The sequence below is a fragment of the Streptomyces bottropensis ATCC 25435 genome (genome assembly GCF_000383595.1).
Taxonomy (GTDB): Bacteria; Actinomycetota; Actinomycetes; order Streptomycetales; family Streptomycetaceae; genus Streptomyces; species Streptomyces bottropensis.
Window position 1 is genome coordinate 8,580,231 of the sequence record NZ_KB911581.1, and the last position, 16,780, is coordinate 8,597,010.

General features: G+C 70.0%; 20 protein-coding genes. 10 read left to right on the forward strand and 10 right to left on the reverse strand.

Going from position 1 to position 16,780, the window contains the following annotated elements; all coding sequences use genetic code 11:
- Positions 1-225: 225 nt before the first annotated feature.
- The 4 genes from STRBO_RS0138010 to STRBO_RS0138025 form a co-directional block, all read right to left on the reverse strand.
- Complete coding sequence (locus tag STRBO_RS0138010) at positions 226-954, reverse strand: LmeA family phospholipid-binding protein (RefSeq protein WP_005476884.1); 729 nt, start codon at positions 952-954, stop codon at positions 226-228.
- A gap of 427 nt (positions 955-1,381) precedes the next feature.
- Positions 1,382-2,560: a hypothetical protein gene (locus tag STRBO_RS0138015; protein WP_005476886.1), complete on the reverse strand. Its 1,179-nt coding sequence runs from the start codon at positions 2,558-2,560 to the stop codon at positions 1,382-1,384.
- 10 nt (positions 2,561-2,570) lie between these two features.
- Entirely contained in the window at positions 2,571-2,825 is a 255-nt protein-coding gene (locus STRBO_RS0138020) for a MoaD/ThiS family protein (RefSeq protein ID WP_005476887.1), read from the reverse strand.
- 116 nt (positions 2,826-2,941) lie between these two features.
- A complete protein-coding gene (locus tag STRBO_RS0138025) occupies positions 2,942-3,880 on the reverse strand; it encodes an alpha/beta hydrolase (protein WP_037627712.1) in 939 nt (312 codons plus the stop codon).
- Between the two features lie 216 nt (positions 3,881-4,096).
- On the opposite strand from STRBO_RS0138025, the gene STRBO_RS0138030 reads away from it, so the two are divergent.
- From STRBO_RS0138030 to STRBO_RS0138055, 6 genes are all read left to right on the forward strand, one after another.
- A complete protein-coding gene (locus tag STRBO_RS0138030; protein ID WP_005476889.1) occupies positions 4,097-4,876 on the forward strand; it encodes a winged helix-turn-helix transcriptional regulator in 780 nt (259 codons plus the stop codon).
- A 94-nt stretch (positions 4,877-4,970) separates the two neighbouring features.
- Positions 4,971-5,993: a LacI family DNA-binding transcriptional regulator gene (locus STRBO_RS0138035; RefSeq protein ID WP_005476890.1), complete on the forward strand. Its 1,023-nt coding sequence runs from the start codon at positions 4,971-4,973 to the stop codon at positions 5,991-5,993.
- Between the two features lie 226 nt (positions 5,994-6,219).
- Entirely contained in the window at positions 6,220-7,389 is a 1,170-nt protein-coding gene (locus STRBO_RS0138040) for a S1C family serine protease (protein ID WP_005476896.1), read from the forward strand.
- Between the two features lie 115 nt (positions 7,390-7,504).
- Positions 7,505-7,690 (forward strand): hypothetical protein, encoded by a 186-nt coding sequence (locus STRBO_RS0138045; RefSeq protein ID WP_020115734.1) that lies wholly within the window; start codon positions 7,505-7,507, stop codon positions 7,688-7,690.
- A 143-nt stretch (positions 7,691-7,833) separates the two neighbouring features.
- Positions 7,834-8,568, forward strand: coding sequence for a response regulator transcription factor (locus tag STRBO_RS0138050; protein ID WP_005476898.1), 735 nt, complete (start codon positions 7,834-7,836; stop codon positions 8,566-8,568).
- Positions 8,565-10,025, forward strand: a complete 1,461-nt coding sequence (locus STRBO_RS0138055) for a HAMP domain-containing sensor histidine kinase (protein WP_005476899.1) — start codon at positions 8,565-8,567, stop codon at positions 10,023-10,025. The genes STRBO_RS0138050 and STRBO_RS0138055 overlap by 4 nt, the downstream gene beginning before the upstream one ends.
- Before the next feature lie 28 nt (positions 10,026-10,053).
- Here STRBO_RS0138055 and STRBO_RS0138060 read toward each other — a convergent pair whose 3' ends face one another.
- From STRBO_RS0138060 to STRBO_RS45790, 5 genes are all read right to left on the reverse strand, one after another.
- Complete coding sequence (locus STRBO_RS0138060) at positions 10,054-10,452, reverse strand: PIN domain-containing protein (protein ID WP_005476905.1); 399 nt, start codon at positions 10,450-10,452, stop codon at positions 10,054-10,056.
- Positions 10,449-10,757 (reverse strand): hypothetical protein, encoded by a 309-nt coding sequence (locus STRBO_RS0138065; RefSeq protein ID WP_005476908.1) that lies wholly within the window; start codon positions 10,755-10,757, stop codon positions 10,449-10,451. The genes STRBO_RS0138060 and STRBO_RS0138065 overlap by 4 nt, the downstream gene beginning before the upstream one ends.
- A 66-nt stretch (positions 10,758-10,823) precedes the next feature.
- Positions 10,824-11,024, reverse strand: a complete 201-nt coding sequence (locus STRBO_RS0138070) for a DUF397 domain-containing protein (RefSeq protein ID WP_020115735.1) — start codon at positions 11,022-11,024, stop codon at positions 10,824-10,826.
- A complete protein-coding gene (locus STRBO_RS45785; protein WP_005476914.1) occupies positions 11,021-11,368 on the reverse strand; it encodes a DUF5753 domain-containing protein in 348 nt (115 codons plus the stop codon). Before STRBO_RS45785 ends, STRBO_RS0138070 begins: the two co-directional genes overlap by 4 nt.
- Positions 11,365-11,853, reverse strand: a complete 489-nt coding sequence (locus STRBO_RS45790; protein ID WP_005476917.1) for a helix-turn-helix domain-containing protein — start codon at positions 11,851-11,853, stop codon at positions 11,365-11,367. Before STRBO_RS45790 ends, STRBO_RS45785 begins: the two co-directional genes overlap by 4 nt.
- A 148-nt stretch (positions 11,854-12,001) precedes the next feature.
- Here STRBO_RS45790 and STRBO_RS0138080 point away from each other — a divergent pair, with 148 nt between their 5' ends.
- The 3 genes from STRBO_RS0138080 to STRBO_RS0138090 all read left to right on the forward strand — a co-directional run bounded on the left by STRBO_RS0138080 (position 12,002) and on the right by STRBO_RS0138090 (position 13,573).
- Positions 12,002-12,238 (forward strand): hypothetical protein, encoded by a 237-nt coding sequence (locus STRBO_RS0138080; RefSeq protein WP_005476919.1) that lies wholly within the window; start codon positions 12,002-12,004, stop codon positions 12,236-12,238.
- Positions 12,235-12,552: a hypothetical protein gene (locus STRBO_RS0138085; RefSeq protein ID WP_005476921.1), complete on the forward strand. Its 318-nt coding sequence runs from the start codon at positions 12,235-12,237 to the stop codon at positions 12,550-12,552. Before STRBO_RS0138080 ends, STRBO_RS0138085 begins: the two co-directional genes overlap by 4 nt.
- Before the next feature lie 160 nt (positions 12,553-12,712).
- On the forward strand, positions 12,713-13,573 hold the full coding sequence (locus tag STRBO_RS0138090) for a hypothetical protein (protein WP_005476925.1): 861 nt from the start codon (positions 12,713-12,715) through the stop codon (positions 13,571-13,573).
- Positions 13,574-13,676: 103 nt separating this feature from the next.
- Here STRBO_RS0138090 and STRBO_RS0138095 read toward each other — a convergent pair whose 3' ends face one another.
- Positions 13,677-15,488, reverse strand: coding sequence for a bifunctional metallophosphatase/5'-nucleotidase (locus tag STRBO_RS0138095; protein WP_005476926.1), 1,812 nt, complete (start codon positions 15,486-15,488; stop codon positions 13,677-13,679).
- A 319-nt stretch (positions 15,489-15,807) separates the two neighbouring features.
- Between STRBO_RS0138095 and mshD the strand changes: the two genes are divergently transcribed.
- Positions 15,808-16,749, forward strand: a complete 942-nt coding sequence (gene mshD / locus STRBO_RS0138100; RefSeq protein WP_005476927.1) for a mycothiol synthase — start codon at positions 15,808-15,810, stop codon at positions 16,747-16,749.
- Positions 16,750-16,780 lie beyond the last annotated feature (31 nt).

The following is a 16,780-nucleotide window of genomic DNA, read 5'->3' on the forward strand; positions in this document are numbered from 1 at the left end:
TTCATGAGTGTCGATCGTAGGGACGGACAGGCGGACGTGTCACCGGCATGTCGGATATTGAGACGCGATCGTCCGCAATGTGGGATGAGAAGGGTGCGCACGCCGGTGCGGCACCGATTCCGGAGGGGTGTATCGATCGTCACAGCTGCCCTGCGGACATGACCGTCTCGCCCTTCGGACACTCCAGGTCCGCGGCGGGTATCGCCCCGGATCCCCGTCCCCGTCCTACCCGGCCAGCCTGACGTTCGAACCCCGGACGGTGATGTCCACACCGTCCGACGCGGCCTCGACCTTGTCGAGCTTGATGCCGCCGGGGAGGCCGTCGATCTTCTGCTCGAAGTCGGTGATCGACCGGACCTGGCCCTCCGCGGCCTCGACGACCAGGTTCGGCAGGTTGTCGGCGTGCACCTTCACGGTGTCGCCGTCGACGGTGACCGTGCTGAGCACCGGGTACGTCGTCGACTTGCCCAGGAAGGTGACCTTGATGTCGACCTTGACCTTGCCGCTGCCGCCGTCGGAGAGACCGACGACCTGGGCGGTCGCGCCGGGGAGGATCTGTGTCGGCGCGGACTTGGCGGCCTTGAGGAGTTCGTCGTACGTGATGGTCGCCGTGCCGGTGGCGGTGGCCGCGGTGGCGGAGCTGTAGTCGCTGGAGAAGGCGACGCCGTGCATGTTCGCCTTCAGGTCGGCGATACGGATGCTCTCGTCGGCCTTGCCCGTGGTCGCCTCGTAGTCCTCGATGCCGACCTCGACCTCGTCGAGTTCGCCGCTCGCGACCTGGGTGAGGAACGGGAAGCCCTTGATGGAGACGTCGGGGGTCTTGGCGAGGCCCTCGCTGGTCTTCAGCTGCTCGGCCGCCTCGTCCTCGGCGAAGCCGACGGCGACGCGGTCGGCGATCACGAAGAGGCCGCCCAGGATCACGGCGACGATGACAAGTATTCGCAGTGCGCGCATGGCTCGGTGTTCCCCACGTAGTCCACTCGGCGTTCGGCCCGGCGATCGGTCGGTCCGGCTTCAACGACCTGAGTGGCCGTTCTACGCGAGGGTAATCGGGCGGGTGTGAGGGCGGGGTGGGCCGGGCCGCGTTGTTGATCAGCTGTGACAGGGGGCGCGGGTGGGTGCGAGATGGAGTGCGGGGTGGGGTTCGTCGTCGGGTGCGGCCCCGGTGGGGGCCGATCGCGCAGTTCCCCGCGCCCCTGAAAACAGGGGCTGCGCCCCTTGCTTTCCGGGCGGGGGACTGGGGGAGCCAGGCTTTTCAGGGCCGGGGCCTGGGGTTCTACGGGTGCGGGGGCTGGGATCTTGCGGGCGCGGGGCCCGGTGTTTTCAGGGGCGCGGGGAACTGCGCGGCCTGCCCCCGCCGGCCCGCAGCCGAGACGCGGGGTCAGCCCAGTGCGCGGCCGAGGAGGTACACCGCCGGGGCCGCGGCCGTCAGCGGCAGGGCCACCCCCGCGGTGAAGTGGACGAAACGCGAGGGATAGTCGTACGCGGCCACCCGGTGCCCGATGAGCGCACACAGCCCCGCCCCGGCACCGAGCAACGCACCGGACGTACCGAGATCCGTCGCACCGCCGACGGCGATACCCGCGCCGGCCGCCGCCAGCAGGGACACGACCACCGAGACCGGCGTGGGCAGCGGAAGCGCGCGGGCCAGCACGGCCACCGCCACCGCGACCCCGCCCACGGTCACCGCGTCCGCCACGGCAGCCAGATAGCCGGTCGCGATGATCGACAGCGCGGCCGAGGCCACCATCGCCATCAGCCCGTACATCCGCTCGTCCGGATCCGCGTGGCTGCGCAGCCCGAGCACGATGCTGAGCAGCACCCAGACACCGAGCGTCCCGAGGATCGCCGCGGGCGCGTGCTCCCGCCCGGCCACGAACAGCGCCGCGTCCGCCGCGAGGGCGCCCGCGAACGCCAGCACGATGCCCTGCCGCGCCGGCCACATGCCGTTCAGCCGGAACCAGCCCGCCGCGGTCACGGCCTGGAGGATCACCAGCGGCACGGCGAGGGCGTACTCGCCGATCGCCGCCGCACCGGCCAGCAGCAGGCCCAGGACGGCCGTGATCAGCGCCGGCTGCATCCCGGGCTCGATGATCGGCGACCGCCCCTCGGCCCGCGCCCGCTGGGCGTCGGTGACCCGCGTGTTGCCCGTGAGGGTGGGCGGACCGTAACCCGGCTCGGGCGTCTGCTGCGCCGGGGTCTGCGCAGGCTGAGTCGTCTGCGGGGATGTCTGCGGGGATGTCTGCGGAGCGTGCTGCCCGTGCGGGTCATAGGGACCTTGCTGCCCCTGCTGCCCGTACTGCCCGCTCGGGCCGTCCGTCTGCGGCAGGTACGCCGTCTCCGTGAGGTGGGCGGGGGCGGCCGGCGGGGTCTGGGGCTGGATCTGGGTCTCCCAGGTCTGGCCCTCCCACTGCTGGGTGTACTGCTGGGCGTGGGCGGCCTGGCTCTCGTCGTAGCCCTGCCACTCGGGCTGCGGCGCCTGGGCCCCGTACTGCTGCGGCGGCTGCTGGTACTCGTCGTAGCCCTGGTGGCCCTCGTACCCGTACGGCTGGTTGCTCATGATGTGGGGGTCACCCTCCTGCGAACGGCGGAAGCACCTCGACCGTGCCGCCCTCGGCCAGACGTACCGTCTCATGGGCGCGGGTGCCCACGGGGTCGCCGTCGACGAGGAACGAGCAACGCCGCAGGACGCGGGTGAGTTCGCCGGGGTGTCGGTCGCGGACCGCGTTCAGGGCGTCCGCGAGGGTGGCCGCGTCGTAGGGCTCCTCGGCGAGGCCGGCTGCGGACTTGGCCGCGGCCCAGTAGCGGACGGTGCCCTTTGGCATCTGCGTTCCTCTGTATTAGTCGTGACGGGCATCAGGCTACGGGGCGGTCGGCGCGGTGGGGAAACCGCGGGTGAGCGGGCGCTCGGCGGCACGGCCTCCCCTGCCCCTCGGGCGCGCTACCGGGGGCATGCGTGCACCACCCACTCCCCGATCCGCCCCAGCAATTCCCCGCTCGCCGCGTTCTCCGCGTGTCCCATCCCCCGTTCCAGCCACAACTCGCCGTTCTCGCCCGCCGCTGCCGCCAGCATTTCGGGGTGATCGGTCGGAAAGTAGCCGTCGCTGTCGCCGTGGACTATCAGGAGCGGGGCCGGGGCGATGAGCGGGACGGATTGGACCGGGGAGAGGGGGACGGGGTTCCAGTCGCGGTGATGGATACGGGTCCGGAAGCCGTAGCGGCCGACCAGGCGGCCCTCGGGGCGGGTGATCAGCCAATGGACGCGGCGCATGGGAGCCGTGCCCCGGTAGTACCAGCGGGCGGGGGCACTGACGGACACCACCGCGTCGGGGCCGCCGAGGCGATCGGGGCGGTCGGGGCCGCCGGAGCGGCCGGGGCGCTCGGAGCCGTCGGGCAGGGCGGCGTGGCGCAGGACGACCGAGCCGCCCATGGAGAAACCGACCGTGGCGACGCGCTCGTGCCCGAGGTCGCGGGCCCAGCGGACCGCCGCCGCGAGGTCGAGCACCTCGCGGTCGCCGACCGTGGAGTGGCCGCCGGACCGTCCGTGGCCGCGGAAGGAGAAGGTGACGACGGACCCGTACCGCGTGAGCGCCGCCACCACCCTCCGAACATGCGGACGGTCGGCGTCACCCGTGAAGCCGTGGGCGACGACGACGGCCAGATGGCCGGAGGATGGAGTTCCGGTGTCGTCCGAGGAGTCGTCCGAGCCTTTGTATACAACGGCTTTCGGATCGTATACGGCCTCGATATTCACCCCGTCGTCAGTGCGCAGAAACCTGCGCAAAGGGGTTCGGGGCGGCCGCGAAGTCCTTCGACCGGCCGTCTCAGAGTTCGGAATGCCGAAAGATCGCGTCACATCACCTGCCGGACCAGGACTCATGTGGGCTATTCTGCTGGACAGAGGACTCGGGCAATGTCGCCCCCGGGTCCTTTTGTGCTTTCGGAAGCGTTGTATACGAGCGGGAAACACCAGATGACCGCAGGTGTACGGGCCCCGGGATCGCAGAGCAGAACACTGAGCGACACCGCATTGCAAGATCGCGGTGACGCGCAGTGCCACACACGTCCTCGCAGGGACCGAGGAGGAACCAGACGTATGAGTTCTCTGCTGCTCCTGACCAACGCCCTCCAGCCTTCCACGGAGGTGCTTCCGGCCCTCGGGCTGCTGTTGCACAACGTGCGCGTCGCCCCGGCCGAAGGCCCCGCCCTCGTCGACACCCCCGGCGCCGACGTCATCCTGATCGACGGCCGCCGTGACCTCCCGCAGGTCCGCAGCCTGTGTCAGCTGCTCCGCTCCACCGGACCGGGCTGCCCCCTCATCCTCGTCGTGACCGAGGGCGGCCTCGCCGCCGTCACCGCCGACTGGGGCATCGACGACGTCCTGCTCGACACCGCCGGCCCCGCCGAGGTGGAGGCCCGCCTGCGGCTGGCCATGGGCCGGCAGCAGATCGTCAACGACGACTCCCCCATGGAGATCCGCAACGGCGATCTCTCCGTGGACGAGGCGACCTACAGCGCCAAGCTCAAGGGCCGCGTCCTCGACCTCACCTTCAAGGAGTTCGAGCTCCTGAAGTACCTCGCGCAGCACCCGGGCCGCGTCTTCACCCGCGCCCAGCTGCTCCAGGAGGTCTGGGGCTACGACTACTTCGGCGGTACGCGGACGGTCGACGTCCACGTACGGCGGCTGCGCGCCAAGCTCGGCCCCGAGCACGAGTCGCTGATCGGGACGGTCAGGAACGTCGGTTATCGATTCGTTACGCCCGAGAAGGTGGAGCGCGCCGCCGACGAGGCCAAGGGCAGGGCGGCCTCCCCAAAGGCGGCGGATGCGGACGAGACGGCGCCCCTGGACGCGGTCGAGATCGCGGCCGAGGCGTAATGGCGATCCCGCCGGGCGACGTACGCACTGGTAACCCCCGGGTCCGCCGGCGTACGCCCTGCCCAGCGGCGATCCATCCGCGTAGACTCCGCGCGTGGCCAAGGTGACTCGGGATGACGTGGCAAGACTGGCGGGTACGTCGACCGCCGTCGTGAGCTACGTCATCAACAACGGACCCCGGCCGGTCGCCCCGGCCACGCGCGAGCGTGTCCTCGCCGCTATCAAGGAACTGTCGTACCGGCCCGACCGGGTCGCGCAGGCGATGGCTTCGCGGCGCACCGAGCTGATAGGCCTGATCGTCCCGGACGCGCGCCAGCCGTTCTTCGGCGAGATGGCGCACGCGGTCGAACAGGCGGCGGCCGAGCGCGGCAAGATGGTCCTCGTCGGGAACTCCGACTACGTCGCCGAGCGCGAGGTCCACTATCTGCGGGCGTTCCTCGGGATGCGCGTCTCGGGGCTGATCCTCGTCAGCCACGCCCTCAACGACAACGCCGCCGCCGAGATAGAGGCGTGGGACGCCAGGGTCGTGCTGCTGCACGAGCGGCCCGAGGCGATCGACGACGTGGCCGTGGTGACCGACGACATCGGCGGCGCGAAGCTCGCCGTCGAGCACCTCCTCTCGCACGGCTACGAGTACGTGGCCTGTCTGGGCGGTATCGCCGAGACCCCGCTCGTCGGCGACCCCGTCTCCGACCACGTCGAGGGCTGGCGGCGTGCGATGGACGAGGCCGGGATCCCCACCGAGGGACGGCTCTTCCAAGCCCCTTACAACCGGTACGACGCCTACCAGGTCGCACTGAAGCTGCTGGCGGAGCCGGGGCGGCCGCCGGCCATCTTCTGCTCCACCGACGACCAGGCGATCGGTGTGCTGCGGGCCGCGCGCGAGCTGCGCATCGAGGTACCGAGCGAGCTGGCCGTCGCCGGTTTCGACGACGTCAAGGAGGCGGCGCTGACCGACCCGCCGCTGACGACGATAGCGACGGACCGTACGGGGATGGCGCGGGCGGCGGTGGACCTGGTGCTCGACGACGGAATCCGGGTCGCCGGATCCCGTCGCGAGCGGGTGAAGCTGTTTCCGTCGACGCTGGTGGCTCGGCGGTCGTGCGGGTGCGAGTAGTCCGGCCGCGGGTGGTCCGGGTGCGGATGCTCGACGTGCGTGTGGCGCCGTAGGGCTTGGCCTGGAAAAGCGCGTTGTCCTGGTTGTGGCCCGTGCCCAGTTCGGCCACCCGTTGTCTTCCATGCCTGCGGGACCCCGGCGCCTTTATATGGGGCGAACGAGGTTCTGGTGGGGTTCTCAGGGAGCACTCAGGAACGTCTCATGGTCGGGCGGCACGCTCTGAGTCATGACCGAGAGCTTCCGCCGCAGCGGCGAGTACGAGAACCCTTACCAGGGTCAGCAGCAGCACTCCGGGTACGCCACGGGCGAGACCCAGCAGCAGCCCGCGTACCTCCAGCAGCAGCCCGCCTCCGCGCCGGGGAACCCGGTGAACCCGGAGTGGCCGCCTCCGCCGGCGTACGACCCCGCGTCGGCTTCGGCACCGGCATCAGCACCGGCACCCGCGTACGGCGCTCCCACCGCGCTTCTCACCGAGCCGGTCTCCTCCGCCGGCGCCCCCGGGTCGGCGCCCGCGTCGGGAAGGCGAGCCCGGGGTCCGATCGTGCTGCTGGCGGCCGTGGCGTTCGTCGCGGCGGCGATCGGCGGCGGCACGGCGTACGGCATCCAGGAGCTGACCGGCACGGGCACCGTGGCCTCCAGCTCCACCAGCACGAACGTGGTGCCCACCAGCCAGAAGGGCACGGTCTCCGGGGTCGCCAAGGCGGTCAGCCCGAGCATCGTGGAGATCAACGCGGGCTCGAACGCGGGTGAGTCCACCGGTTCCGGTGTGATCATCACCAGTGACGGCGAGATCGTCACCAACAACCACGTCATCGCCGGCGCCTCCCAGATCAAGGTGTCGACGAGCGACGGCAAGACCTACACGGCCGAGGTCGTGGGCACCGACAGCAAGAAGGACCTCGCCCTCATCAAACTGCGCGACGCCTCCGGGCTGAAGACCGCCACGCTCGGCGACTCCGCCGGGGTCAAGGTCGGCGACCAGGTCGTGGCGATCGGCTCCCCCGAGGGCCTGACCGGCACGGTCACCAGCGGCATCGTCTCCGCCCTGAACCGCGACGTGACGGTGTCGACGGACGAGAGCCAGGGCCGGCAGCAACAGCAGGGCGGTGGCGGCGGGCAGTGGCCGTTCGAGTTCGGCGGGCAGCAGTTCAACGGCGACACGGGTTCGTCGACGACGACGTACAAGGCGCTCCAGACGGACGCGTCGCTGAACCCGGGCAACTCCGGTGGCGCCCTCATCGACATGAACGGCAACATCATCGGCATCAACTCCGCCATGTACTCCGCCGCGGACGCCTCCTCCTCCAGCGCCGGCAGCGTGGGCCTCGGCTTCGCGATCCCCGTCAACACGGTCAAGGCCGACCTGAGCACGTTGCGGGCGGGCGGCTCGGACTGAGGTCCGGCGCTCCCGATCAGTCCAGAGCGGTCCCGCCCGGCTCCGTGCGTCCCCTCCAAGACCCGTCCAGTCCCGTGCAGTCCCGTGCAGTCCCGTGCAGTCCAAGGAGCTCGACATGATCACGAAGATCTCGCACGACGTGGAGAGCGCCGGCGACCCGGCCGGGCTGGGCCTCGCCCTCGCGGTGGCCGCCGAGCTGCACGCGCCGGTGACGCGGGCCCCCGAGGTGGCGTCCGCCGCCCGAGGCACCGCCCGCCGCACCCCGGTCGCCCGACCGCACCGCCGTACCGTTCGCGGCTGATCCGCACGGGCTACTGCGCGACCAGGGGACGTGCGAGGCTGGGGCGGCACCGAGCCCACCGGCCACGACCCACCCGGCACCGCACGAGCACCCCTACGGCGCCCCGGCCCTGTCCACCACCGCACCCGAGGAACGACACCACCATGAGCCCCGCCGAAGGCGCCCCCGAACCCCAGCGCATCCTCATCGTCGACGACGAGCCGGCGGTGCGCGACGCTCTCAAGCGCAGCCTCGCCTTCGAGGGCTACGGCACCGAGGTCGCCGTCGACGGCGCGGACGCGCTGGAGAAGGCGACCGCGTACCGGCCGGACCTGGTGATCCTCGACATCCAGATGCCGCGGATGGACGGGCTGACCGCCGCACGCCGTATCCGCGGGGCCGGTGACACGACCCCGATCCTGATGCTCACGGCCCGCGACACGGTCGGTGACCGCGTCACCGGCCTCGACGCCGGCGCGGACGACTACCTGGTCAAGCCGTTCGAGCTGGACGAACTCTTCGCCCGGGTCCGGGCGCTGCTGCGCCGCAGCACGTACGCCGCCGCCCAGGCCGGCGCCGCCGAGGTGGACGAGGCGCTCACCTTCGCGGACCTGCGGATGGATCTGTCGACGCGCGAGGTCACGCGGGGCGTGCGGCCGGTGGAGCTGACCCGTACGGAGTTCACGCTGCTGGAGATGTTCATGGCGCACCCGCGCCAGGTCCTCACGCGGGAGCAGATCCTCAAGGCGGTCTGGGGCTTCGACTTCGAGCCGTCCTCCAACTCCCTGGACGTGTACGTCATGTACCTGCGACGCAAGACCGAGGCGGGTGGCGAGCCGAGGCTCGTCCACACCGTGCGGGGTGTCGGCTACGTCCTGCGGCAGGGCGGCGCGGAGTGAGGAAGCTCCTGAGCCGCTACCGGTCCCTGCCGATCCGGACCCGGCTGTCGATGCTGGTCGCGGCGGCGGTGGCGTTCGCGGTGGCGGCGGTGTCGGTGACGTGCTGGTTCATCGTGCAGGGGAAGCTGTACGAGCAGCTGAACGATGACCTCGACAAGTCGATGAACATGCCGTCGTTCGAAGAGCAGGCCAAATTCGCGATCCAGAACTGCACGCAGGCCCCGCAGGAGAACAACCCCTTCGGCCGGAACACCTACTTCCAGGTGGTCATGGAGGACGGAACGCCCTGTGTCATGGGTTTCTCCGTCGGTACGGTCAAGGTCACCGAGACCGACAAGGACGTTGTCACGGCTGCGGGCCGCACCGAGGCGGTCTACCACAACAGCACCGACTCGGAGGGGAACGACGTACGGGTCAAGGTCGCCCCGGCGATCTATACCGACCCGGCCTCCGGTAAACCGTCCAATGTGGCGTTGCTCGCCGCCCTCCCCCTCAAGGGCACCCAGTCCACCCTCAACGACCTCGCCCTGATCCTCCTTCTCGTCTCCGGCATCGGAGTCGTCGGCGCCGGAGCGGCCGGTCTGGCCGTGGCCCGTGCGGGTCTGCGCCCGGTCGACAAGCTCACCGAGGCGGTCGAGCACGTGGCGCGGACCGAGGACCTGGGCATCCGCATCCCCGTGGAGGACAGGAGCGAGGACGAGATCGCCCGCCTCTCCCGCTCCTTCAACTCCATGACGAGCGCCCTCGCCAGCTCCCGCGAACTGCAGCGACAGCTGATCGCCGACGCCGGCCACGAACTCCGTACGCCCCTCACGTCCCTGCGGACGAACATCGAACTCCTCACCCGCAGCGAGGAGACGGGCCGCCCCATCCCGGCGGACGACCGCAAGGCCCTGCTCGCCTCGGTGACGGCCCAGATGACCGAACTGGCCGCACTGATAGGCGACCTGCAGGAGCTGTCGCGCTCGGAGGCGGGCCAGCAGGGAGGCAGGCACCTCCAGGTGGTCGACTTCCAGGAGACCGTGGAGGCGGCCCTGCGCCGGGCCCGTCTGCGCGGCCCCGAGCTGACGATCACTGCGGACCTCCAGCCCTGGTACGTCCGCTCCGAGCCGTCCGCCCTGGAGCGGGCCATCGTCAACATCCTCGACAACGCGGTGAAGTTCAGCCCCGAGGGCGGCACGATCGAGGTCTCCCTGGACGAGGGTGTCCTCCTGGTCCGCGACCACGGCCCCGGCATCCCCGCCGACGAACTCCCTCACGTCTTCGACCGCTTCTGGCGCTCCCCGAGCGCACGGGCCCTGCCGGGTTCGGGCCTGGGCCTGTCCATCGTGGCCCGCACGGTCGAGCAGGCGGGCGGCGAGGTGTCCCTGTCCCCCGCGGACGGCGGCGGCACGCTGGCGACGGTACGGCTGCCGGGGGCGGCTACTCCGCCGCCGGAGGGACCGGTCGGGGCCTGAGCGGGGATGCGGGCCGGGGTGCTCGGGGTCAGTGGAAGCCGAGCATTCCGGGGGAGTCGATGTCGATGGCCAGTACGCCTGGCGGGTAGTCGTCCTCGCGTCCTGTCAGGATGATGGACATGCCGCCCGTCTCCAGATGCGGCGTGGCGACGTAGAGAGCGTGGCAGGTATCGGCTCCGCCCCAGCCGTCACGCACCATCCCGCCCACCGTCACAGCGGCTGTCTGCCCGAGTGGGTCCACCTGGATGCCCGGCAGCGCGAGCAGTGTCCGTCCCACACCCTCGTCCTTCTCCTCTGCCCTCATGAGGCACAGGGAGGGAATGTGCAACCAGTCCCCTGGGGTATGCGCGACGTTGTCCGCGACGCGGTGCAGGGCCTCGTGGCCGCGAGCGAGCGCGAGGGCCGCATCCGTGTCGAGCACGATCACGCGACGCGCCCCCGGTCCGAGCGCGTCATCTCGCGGCCGGAGTGCATCTTCTCCGCAGCCATCGCGTAGATGTTGGCCAGGACGTCCGGCCCGCTATCGAACTCCTCGTCCGTGAGCGTGCACCCCATGCGCTCACGGAGCACCTTGCGTGTGGCCGCGACCCGCTCCGCGATCTGCTCCGCCGTCGGCTGCTCCGAGGCCAGCCGCTCGATGAGCTGGCCGAGGGTCATGCCGCGTTCCTTGGCGACCTGGGCGAGGTGATCGCGGGCCTGCTTGGACACCTGGATGGTCGTGCTTTCCGCCATGGAGCCACCATAGCCACACCACGGCGGGAGCGTCCCGCTTCCGAGACCCCCTTCACCCGACGGTGCTCAGCCGACCGCGACGACCCTGACGAACGCGGACCAGGCACCGGCGGAGAACAGGAGCGGACGGCGGTCCGGGGCCTTGCTGTCCCGGACGGGGACTATGCCGGGTACTTCGTCGGTGACTTCGAGGCAGTTCGTCTGCCCCCCATCGCTGTAGGACGACTTGCGCCATGCGACGGCGGTGAGGTCGGGGGTCCGGTTCATGATCTGCACTCCTCCAAAAGGCGCTTGATGAACGCCGTCGACTGCTCCGGAGTCAGCGCCGCGTCCCGGACGAGATCGTAGGACAAGCGGAAGGACAGAACCTTGTCCGGATCGTCGATCAGCTCTCCGATCCCGTTGCCTTCGACATAGGCAACGGGCTCGCCCACTCTCTGCCACAACAGCGTGAGATGGCTGTTCATGACATCGTGCACACCCGCCGCGTAGGGCAACACCTGAAGGGCCACTGACGGCAGTTCGGCGGCGTCGACCAGTCGCGACAGCTGATCCGCCCACACCTGCGCATCAGGAACCGGACGCCGCACAGCCCCCTCATCCAGGATCACGCGGATACTGGGCGCCGGTTCGCGGTACAGCAACTCCTGCCGTCCCATGCGCGCCGCCACCTGTTCCTCGATCTCCTCGCGTTGCCTGCCGTTGTCTGGGCTCTGGACAACCCAGACAACACCGTGCGCGCGTACTCCTCCGTCTGCAACAGCCCCGGCACCGCGAGCTGGAACATCCACATGACCCGAGCCGTCGCCTCCAGATCCATGAACGCCTTGTACTTGTCCTTGATGACCTCCTTGCGCGCGTCCCGCCACAGGCGAACCAGCAGATCACCGCACTCGTCATAGGTATCCAGGTCCTCCATGACCGTTCGCTTGGAGAGTCTCTCCCCCTTCTCCAGGCGATAGAGATAGCTCTTGTCGTACGACGTCTCCGCCGCGAGCTGGGCCAACGTCTTGCCCGCCTTCTCGCGCAGGAACAGCAGTGTCCGCCCGAGCGCGACACGCCCTGATTCTCGCTCCCCGTCAACGACTTCGCTCATGTCACCCCTCACCGTTGTCTGGGGCGCCAGACAACGCCGACCCCCTTCCGCAGCGTACGTCTCACCCGTGACGATCGGAACACGAACGGTAATCACCGCTCGTCAGTCCGGCCCTGAAATAACCCTGAGACGAAAGAAGGGCACCGCCATGCGCGCACTCGTCGTACGGCTCTGTGAGGCACTGCTCCGCCGGGCCGCGCCCCCTCCACCGCCGCCCGAGGCGGAGGAACCGTCGGAACCCGCCCTTCCTCCCCCGCCCCACAAGCCCGTCGACATCTGGCCCTTCGAGCGCTACGACACCCTCGTACGGCCCTACGTGCTCAGCGCGGAGGAGTTGTACGGCCACGACATCTTCGGCTATCACCGCATCGAGGTCCCCGCATGATGGACGGACTGCGTCTGCTGCCGTGGACCACCCCCGACGGCAAGCCCTGCTATCTGGACCCGGACACCGCGCACCCAGGGACGCTCTCCCTTCTCGCCGACAGCGTGGAGACATCCCAACTCGGGTCGGCCGAGGCGGTGTTGGCCGGGAGCAGGGCCGTACTGGGGGACGCGGCGGCCGGGGAACGGGCGGTGCGGTTCGCGCTGACGCGGGCGACGGAGTCGTTGGAGGACGTGCTGCGGATCGCGGTCAGCAGGGGGCGCCGGATCGGCGAGGACGGCCCTGCGACCCGTCACGGTGCCGATCTTGCGTGACGTGTTCGTGACAGGTTTCTGAGTCGGCTCTGAGAATGCTCTGACGCCGCTGTGAGGTCCGTCGTGTTCGCTACCGGTGAGTTCTTCGAGTTCTTCCGTTCCCCAGACGACAGAACCGGTGACCGCCGACGCCGGCGTACAGCAGTAGGAGCGCACAGCTATGCGAACCGCACTCAAGGTCAAGGCATCTCTCAAGAGGGGCGCCCTCGTCGCCGCCTCCACCGCGCTGGCCGTGTCCGGCGTCCTGGCCGGCACCGGCTCCGCGCAGGCGGCCACCGGGCCCGGCGGCGCCACGAACATCCGGGGCGTGGACCCCGGCAACACCGACTCGATGATCGAGCGGCTCTGCAACCAGAAGACGAGCCTGACGGGCGTGTACGGCGCCCTCAACGTCCGGACCGGCGAGTTCAAGACCCAGGACGAGTACCTGCGGGACGTCTTCGGGCTGTTCGTGCCCGCCGGTGACTGGGAGACCTTCCGCGGCTGGTGCGGCAACGCGCAGGCGTCGACCTGGTCCATCACGGGCGCCGCCGTCCGTACCTCTCCCTGGATCGGCAACCGGGGGTCGCAGGGCGACAAGGAGACGTTCGTCAGCAGCTACAGCACCAAGACGTTCGCGAAGAAGAGCGTCGGCGCGGAGATCAGCCTCTCCGTCGCCAAGAGCATCTTCTCCGGCAGCGCGGGCGGCAGCTTCACGTACGAGTGGGGCTGGGAGAAGTCGTCGAGCTTCGAGCGCCGCAGCGAGAAGGCGATCCCGCCGTGCACTCAGATCGCCATCACCTGGTCGCCGTACCAGCGCGTCGTCCGCGTGAACCCGATCTTCTACGTCGAGGACTACTCCTGGAACAAGGGCAACGGCGAGAAGACCGTGCACACCTGGCGCAACCGCTCCTACCGCACCATCTACTCGCACGGCTACTACATCGACGGCATCTCCGACAAGCTCCTGCCCAACGGCCAGCCCGACGGCCGCGAGGACAAGTGGGAGCAGAAGCTGGACCCGAAGACCTGCGCCAAGTGAGGCTGCCGCCCACCCGCCCGCCTCGTCGGTGACGCAAAAGGTTCCCCGCGCCCGAAGAGGGCGCGGGGAACCTTTTTTCGAGCGGCCCGCGGGGCGGGTGTGGCTAGCTGATGATCGTGATCCGGTTGGCCGCCGGCGGGGCGATCGGCGCGCTCGCCGAGGAGTTCGCCAGCAGGTACTGCTCCAGGGCGGCCAGGTCGTCCGCGCCGACCAGGTCGTTCGTGCCCTGCCCCAGCGTCGGGTAGCCGTCACCGCCGCCCGCGAGGAAGCTGTTGGTGGCGACGCGATACGTGGCGGCCGGGTCGATGGCGACACCGTTGAGCTTGATGGTGCCGACGACGACGCGGTCGGCGCCGGTCTTGGTGAGGTCGAGCGTGTACGTCAGACCGGACGACGGCAGCAGCACCTTCGGCGCGGCGGTGTTCGAACCGCTCACCTGCTCCTTGAGGACCTGGATGATCTGGGCACCCGTGAAGTCCTGGAGGTTCACCGTGTTGGAGAACGGCTGGACGGTGAAGCCCTCCGCGTAGGTGACCACGCCGTCGCCCTCGGTGCCCTTGGCCGCGTAGGTGAGCGGCGCGCGCACACCACCGGGGTTCATCAGCGCGAGGTCGACCTCGGGGTCCAGCGTCTTGCCGTACCAGTACTGCGCGTCGGCGATGAGGTCACCCATCGGCGTCTCCGTGCCGACGTTGGGCACATCACCGGATATGTAACCGATGGTGCGGTTGCCGATGGGCGCCGCGAGGGTGTTCCACCTGCTGATGAGGGCCGTCATGTCGGCGGCCTTCGCGACGGTCCGGGTGACCACGTGGTTCGCGGACTTCACGGCCGTACGGGAGATGTCGTTGGTCTGACGGTCGTACGTCAGCGTCGTGTCGGTGTAGAGGCGGCCGAAGGACGCGGCCGAGGTGACCATGCGCGGCTGGCCCGCCGGGTCGTTGATCGTGCAGGCGTACGCGGCGTGCGTGTGGCCGGTGACGACGGCGTCGACCTTCGGCGTGATGTTCTTGGCGATGTCGACGATCGGGCCGGAGATGCCGTCGCCGGCGCCGGGCGAGTCGCAGTCGTAGTTGTACGACTGGGAGGCGGGGAGACCGCCCTCGTGGATCAGCGCGACGACCGACTTGACGCCCTGGCCCTCCAGCTCCTTGGCGTACTTGTTGATCGTCTCGACCTCGTCCTTGAACTTGAGGCCCTTGACGCCCTCGGCGGAGACGACACCGGGGGTGTCCTCCAGCGTCACACCGATGAAGCCGATCTTGACGCCGTTCTTCTTCCACACCCAGTAGGGCTTCAGGAGCGGCTTGCCGGTCTTCTCCTCGATGACGTTCGCCGCGAGGTACGGGAAGTCGGCGCCCTTGAACTTCTTGCCGTCGACGTAGCAGCCGTCGACCTTGTGGCAGCCGCCCTTCTGCAGGCGGCGCAGTTCCTTGGGGCCCTCGTCGAACTCGTGGTTGCCGACGCTCGTCACATCGAGTTCGAGCCCGTTCAGCGCCTCGATGGTGGGCTCGTCGTGGAACAGGCCCGAGATCAGCGGCGAGGCGCCGACCATGTCACCGGCGGCGGCCGTGATCGAGAACTTCGAGTTGGTCTTGCGGGCGTCGCGCAGGTGTGTGGCCAGGTACTCGACACCACCGGCGTTGATCGTCGTGGTCGTACCGTCCTCGTGCCGCTCGGTCACCCGGCCCGAGGAACCGGCCGGCGGCTCCAGGTTGCCGTGCAGGTCGTTGAACGACAGCAGCTGCACGTCCTGGTACCGCGACTTGCTCTTGCCGGGCTTGTGCGACGTCGCCTCACCGGCGCTCGCCGGGATCGCGGCGGCCAGCGCCCCGACGGTCGCCAGGCCGGCCCCGGCGGCGAGGATCCGGTTGCGGCGGCTTCTGCGGCGGTGCGCTTGGGGTGTGGCTGACATGTGCCCCCCTGGATTCGTGAGAAGTAAGGAAAACGTGAGAACAGGCCCCGTCGGCCCGAAGCGTAGGGTCAACGCGCGTAGCGCGACAGGGGGTTCATGGTTACGACCTGGTTGCCGTCAGGGAGGAGTACGAACGAAACGGCACGTATGGGGGCGCCGGATCCCCACGTCCGCGGCTTCGTGGCGGGCCGCGGGCAGCCACATTCAAGCCGCGGCCACCCCTCGGCCAAGCCGCGGCCACGCCGCTGCCACGCGACAACGGGAAGCAACGGCGCTCGTGGGCGCCCCCCTGGCCCACCCCGCGGTTAACCTCGAATCCATGACCAGCGACGACATCGCCCGGACCGGCTCAGCCGCCCGCAGCATCGAGACCCGCCCGGACCTGACCGCCGCCCAGAAGGACGCCGTCCTCGCCCTGCTGGACGAGGCCACCGAGGTGGACGGCCAGCAGGCGGTGTCCGAGCAGGGCCGCCTCCAACTCCGCGGCGGCCCCCGGGAGGGCGTACGCCACCTCCTCCTCAGCGTCGGCGAGGACCTGGTCGGTTACGCCCAGCTGGAGGACAACGACCCGGTCGAGGCCCCCGCGGCCGAGCTGGTCGTCCACCCCTCCCACCGGGGCCACGGCCACGGCCGGGCCCTCGGCTCCGCCCTGCTCGCCGAGTCCGGCAAGCGCCTGCGCGTCTGGGCGCACGGCGGCCACTCCGCCGCCCGCCACCTCGCCCAGGTCCTCGGCCTCACCCTCTTCCGCGAACTGCGCCAGATGCGCCGCTCCCTGACCGACTTCGACCCCGCCGATCCGGTCCTCCCCGAGGGTGTCACCGTCCGCACCTTCGTCCCCGGCGAGGACGACGCGGCCTGGCTCGCCGCCAACGCGGAGGCCTTCGCGCACCACCCCGAACAGGGCTCCCTCACCCAGCGCGACCTCGACGACCGCAAGGCCGAACCCTGGTTCGACCCGGCGGGCTTCTTCCTCGCCGAGCGCCACGGCGAGGGCGGCACCGAACTGGTCGGCTTCCACTGGACCAAGGCGCACGCCGCCGAACAGCTCGGCGAGGTCTACGTCGTCGGCGTCCGCCCCGGCGCCCAGGGCGGCGGCCTCGGCAAGGCCCTCACCACGATCGGCCTGCGCCACCTCGCCGCCCAGGGCCTGCCCACCGCGATGCTCTACGTCGACGCCGACAACAAGGCGGCGGTGACCGTGTACGAACGGCTGGGCTTCGTGACGTACGAGACGGACCTGATGTACCGCAGCGAGACCTGAGGTATCCGGCGAGACCTGAGGCATCGCGGCG

Excerpts from the sequence above, each read along its gene's own strand:
- STRBO_RS0138015 (WP_005476886.1), bottom strand. The coding sequence starts at position 2,560 with ATGAGCAACCAGCCGTACGGGTACGAGGGCCACCAGGGCTACGACGAG.
- STRBO_RS0138065 (WP_005476908.1), bottom strand. The coding sequence starts at position 10,757 with ATGGCGGAAAGCACGACCATCCAGGTGTCCAAGCAGGCCCGCGATCAC.
- STRBO_RS0138050 (WP_005476898.1), top strand. The coding sequence starts at position 7,834 with ATGAGCCCCGCCGAAGGCGCCCCCGAACCCCAGCGCATCCTCATCGTC.
- STRBO_RS0138030 (WP_005476889.1), top strand. The coding sequence starts at position 4,097 with ATGAGTTCTCTGCTGCTCCTGACCAACGCCCTCCAGCCTTCCACGGAG.
- STRBO_RS0138045 (WP_020115734.1), top strand. The coding sequence starts at position 7,505 with ATGATCACGAAGATCTCGCACGACGTGGAGAGCGCCGGCGACCCGGCC.
- STRBO_RS45790 (WP_005476917.1), bottom strand. The coding sequence starts at position 11,853 with ATGAGCGAAGTCGTTGACGGGGAGCGAGAATCAGGGCGTGTCGCGCTC.
- STRBO_RS0138095 (WP_005476926.1), bottom strand. The coding sequence starts at position 15,488 with ATGTCAGCCACACCCCAAGCGCACCGCCGCAGAAGCCGCCGCAACCGG.
- STRBO_RS0138090 (WP_005476925.1), top strand. The coding sequence starts at position 12,713 with ATGCGAACCGCACTCAAGGTCAAGGCATCTCTCAAGAGGGGCGCCCTC.
- STRBO_RS0138020 (WP_005476887.1), bottom strand. The coding sequence starts at position 2,825 with ATGCCAAAGGGCACCGTCCGCTACTGGGCCGCGGCCAAGTCCGCAGCC.
- STRBO_RS0138085 (WP_005476921.1), top strand. The coding sequence starts at position 12,235 with ATGATGGACGGACTGCGTCTGCTGCCGTGGACCACCCCCGACGGCAAG.
- STRBO_RS0138040 (WP_005476896.1), top strand. The coding sequence starts at position 6,220 with ATGACCGAGAGCTTCCGCCGCAGCGGCGAGTACGAGAACCCTTACCAG.
- STRBO_RS0138025 (WP_037627712.1), bottom strand. The coding sequence starts at position 3,880 with ATGAGTCCTGGTCCGGCAGGTGATGTGACGCGATCTTTCGGCATTCCG.
- STRBO_RS0138080 (WP_005476919.1), top strand. The coding sequence starts at position 12,002 with ATGCGCGCACTCGTCGTACGGCTCTGTGAGGCACTGCTCCGCCGGGCC.
- STRBO_RS0138010 (WP_005476884.1), bottom strand. The coding sequence starts at position 954 with ATGCGCGCACTGCGAATACTTGTCATCGTCGCCGTGATCCTGGGCGGC.
- STRBO_RS0138070 (WP_020115735.1), bottom strand. The coding sequence starts at position 11,024 with ATGAACCGGACCCCCGACCTCACCGCCGTCGCATGGCGCAAGTCGTCC.
- mshD (WP_005476927.1), top strand. The coding sequence starts at position 15,808 with ATGACCAGCGACGACATCGCCCGGACCGGCTCAGCCGCCCGCAGCATC.